Annotated in this window: 4 protein-coding genes; 1 reads left to right on the top strand and 3 read right to left on the bottom strand. The window is 68.8% G+C overall.

Features of this window, described 5'->3' with window-relative positions; translation table 11 throughout:
- Window positions 1–210, bottom strand: a 210-nt coding sequence (locus tag F3087_RS45670; protein ID WP_150408473.1) for a DMT family transporter, incomplete at its 3' end; no start/stop codon positions are given.
- A 126-nt stretch (window positions 211–336) separates the two neighbouring features.
- On the opposite strand from F3087_RS45670, the gene F3087_RS45665 reads away from it, so the two are divergent.
- Complete coding sequence (locus F3087_RS45665) at window positions 337–1008, top strand: hypothetical protein (protein ID WP_150408472.1); 672 nt, start codon at window positions 337–339, stop codon at window positions 1006–1008.
- Between the two features lie 76 nt (window positions 1009–1084).
- On the opposite strand, the gene argH is transcribed toward F3087_RS45665, so the two are convergent.
- Together argH and F3087_RS45655 are read right to left on the bottom strand one after the other, a co-directional pair.
- A complete protein-coding gene (argH, locus tag F3087_RS45660; protein WP_150408471.1) occupies window positions 1085–2506 on the bottom strand; it encodes an argininosuccinate lyase in 1422 nt (473 codons plus the stop codon).
- On the bottom strand, window positions 2503–2926 hold a 424-nt coding region (locus F3087_RS45655), incomplete at its 5' end, for a class I SAM-dependent methyltransferase (protein ID WP_191094482.1). The genes argH and F3087_RS45655, both read right to left, overlap by 4 nt.

The raw sequence follows: 2926 nt of genomic DNA, 5'->3' as shown, positions 1-2926 counted from the left end.
GGCCGCTACGCCGACGGCGGACCAGATCCCATAGGCGACACCAATCTGCATGCCGCGCTTCAATGCCTGGGAGAGAAACCAGAAGGCACTGCCGTAGCCGAGCACGACCAGGATCGACGGAATGACCTTGGTGAATCCGTCGGAGATCTTCAGCGAGACGGTGGCGGTCACCTCGGAGGCGATGGCAATGGCCAGCAGCAGCAGGGTCATGGCGGCAGCGTAGCGAGTGGCGCAGAATAGAAAGTTGGCGCGCTGTCGGATACGCAGCGGCCTGGGGGAACTCGGGGATCGAGGCATCGCTTCGACGACCGACGACAAAGGAGTGGGGGGTCGGTCATGGATCCGATAGAGCTCGGAATATTCGCGTGCGTCGGGCTGGCGGTCGTCGCGCCGGCCGTCCTTATCCTGGTGGCCATGCGCAATGATCAGCAACGGCGGAATGCGCTGTGGGAGTGGACGACCGCCAACAGCTGGACGTGCACGCAGAATGCCCACGCGAACTGGACGGCCCGGCTGCCCGGCGGCACGAAGGGCCGGCTCGGTTTGGCGATGACCGGCCAGTTGGGCGGACGGTGGGTGACCGTCGCGGACTACTACCACCAGACCACGCGCACCACCTTCGACTCGGACAACAATCCATCGAAGAAGGTCACGACGCACCACTACAACGTCGTCGTCGTTCACCTGGACCGGCCGTATCCGCCGATCGCGGTCGTCCCCCGCAGCCCGCTCTCGCAGCTGGCTCGTGCCGCGTTCGGCGACAAGCCCACCGCCACCGGCAACTCCGACTTCGACTCCCGCTACCGCGTCCACACCAGCGAACCCGATTACGCCCGTTGGCTCATCGGCAAACCGCTGATCGATGCCCACCTGTCCGGCACGGCCACCCACTGGAGCCTCAGCGGCCACGAACTACTCACCTATCACGCAGGCCGCTTGCAGAACCCCGACGCAATCCCGGCCCTCGCCGCACCCCTGCTCCACATAGCGGACCTACTCCCCCGCTGAACCAGCCCGCACTCTCTCGGGATTTGCACTCGCTCCAGGCGCTATTGCCAGTGCGGATCCCGAGAGGGGGTGCGTGTCAGGCCAGCCAGGCGCGGAGCTGAGCTGTGGTGGTGGCGATTTCGGTCAGCTGGACGGCGACCTGGCTGCCTGCGGTGCCCCCGCGGGCGTTGCGGGAGGCGATGGAGCCGTGCACGGTGAGAACCTCACGCACCTTCGGCGTGAGCGCCGGATCGATCGCGGCGAACTCCTCGTCGGTGAGTTCGTCGAGCCCGACGCCACGAGATTCGGCGGCGCGGACGCACGCACCCGCCGCCTCGTGCGCGACCCGGAACGGAACACCCTGGCGGACCAGCCATTCGGCGATATCGGTCGCGAGCGTGAAACCGGCGGGGGCGAGTTCGGCCATCCGATCGGTGTGGAAGGTCAGCGTGCCGACCAGACCCGCGATCGCGGGCAGCAGCAACTCCAGCTGCGCGACCGAGTCGAACAGCGGCTCCTTGTCCTCCTGCAAGTCCCGGTTGTAGGCCAGCGGTTGCGCTTTCAGCGTGGCGAGCAACCCGGTGAGGTTGCCGATGAGCCGGCCAGCCTTGCCGCGGGTGAGTTCGGAGACGTCCGGGTTCTTCTTCTGCGGCATGATCGAGGAACCGGTCGACCAGGCGTCGGCGAGGGTGATGTACCCGAATTCCGGTGTGCTCCAGAGGATCACCTCTTCGGCCATCCGGCTGAGATCGACGCCGATCATGGCGAGCACGAACGCGGCCTCGGCGGCGAAGTCCCGCGCGGAGGTGGCGTCGATCGAATTGGCCGCGGACGCATCGAAATCCAGCTCGGCGGCGATCGCCTCGGGATCGAGCCCGAGCGAGGAGCCGGCCAGCGCGCCGGAACCGTACGGCGACACCGCCGCCCGCTTGTCGAAGTCGCGCAGCCGATCGATGTCGCGCAGCAGCGGATGCGCGTGCGCGAGCAGATGATGCGCGAGCAGCACGGGCTGCGCGGCTTGCAGATGCGTCTTGCCCGGCATCACCGCGTCCGGATGCGCGCTTGCCTGCGCGACCAGCGCGTCGACCACGTCGAGCACCCCGGCCGCGACCCGGCGCACACCGTCGCGCAGCCACATCCGGAACAGGGTGGCCACCTGATCATTACGGGACCGTCCGGCGCGCAGCCGGCCGCCGAGCTCGGCGCCGACCTGTTCGATCAGCCCGCGTTCCAGCGCGCCGTGCACGTCCTCGTCGGAGTCGGCGGGCGCGAACGCGCCCGAATCCACGTCCGCGGCAAGCCGATCCAGCCCGGCGAGCATGCCGGCCAGGTCGCTCTCGGAGAGCAGCCCGGCCTTGTGCAGCACGCGCGCATGCGCTTTGGACGCGCGCACGTCGTACGGCGCCAGCACCCAGTCGAAGTGCGTCGACTTGCTCAGCGCCGCCATCGCCTCGGCCGGTCCGGACGCGAAGCGCCCGCCCCAGAGCGCCCCCGTGTTGGTGCTGCCGCTCTGCGTCATGGTGTGCTGTCTCCTCCGGGTCGGATTGCGGTCATCAGTAGGTGAGAGTGCATCTGTTCGGCGACTTCGCCGGGTACCGCGCGCCCGCGCTCGGTCAGCACGGCGACCGGGTCGGCGCGCGCCGCCGTCCAGCCCTGTTCGGCGAACCAGCCGACGGGATCGCTGCGTCCCTCGATCGGATACCAGAGCGCGTTGACGTCGAGGTCGATGTCGAGGGTGGCGAGCAACCGGTCGCGGCCGTCTTCCTGTTCGTACTGCGACGGCGCCCGGTCGTCCTGGGTCATGTTGAGCGCCAGCCGGCTTCCCGGCGCGCTGAGTGCCGCGATGGCGGTCAGGAGCCGGTCCTGCGCGTCCGCCGGGAGGTAGCGCAGCAACCCCTCGACCAGCCAGGCGGTCGGGACCCCGGGGTCGAAACCGTTG

The sequence above is a fragment of the Nocardia colli genome, assembly GCF_008704205.1.
Lineage (GTDB): Bacteria > Actinomycetota > Actinomycetes > Mycobacteriales > Mycobacteriaceae > Nocardia > Nocardia colli.
This window is presented reverse-complemented; position numbering and strand designations above follow the sequence as displayed.

Bases quoted from the DNA above. Each gene is read 5' to 3' on its own strand.
- F3087_RS45665 (WP_150408472.1), top strand. From the start codon at position 337: ATGGATCCGATAGAGCTCGGAATATTCGCGTGCGTCGGGCTGGCGGTC.
- argH (WP_150408471.1), bottom strand. From the start codon at position 2,506: ATGACGCAGAGCGGCAGCACCAACACGGGGGCGCTCTGGGGCGGGCGC.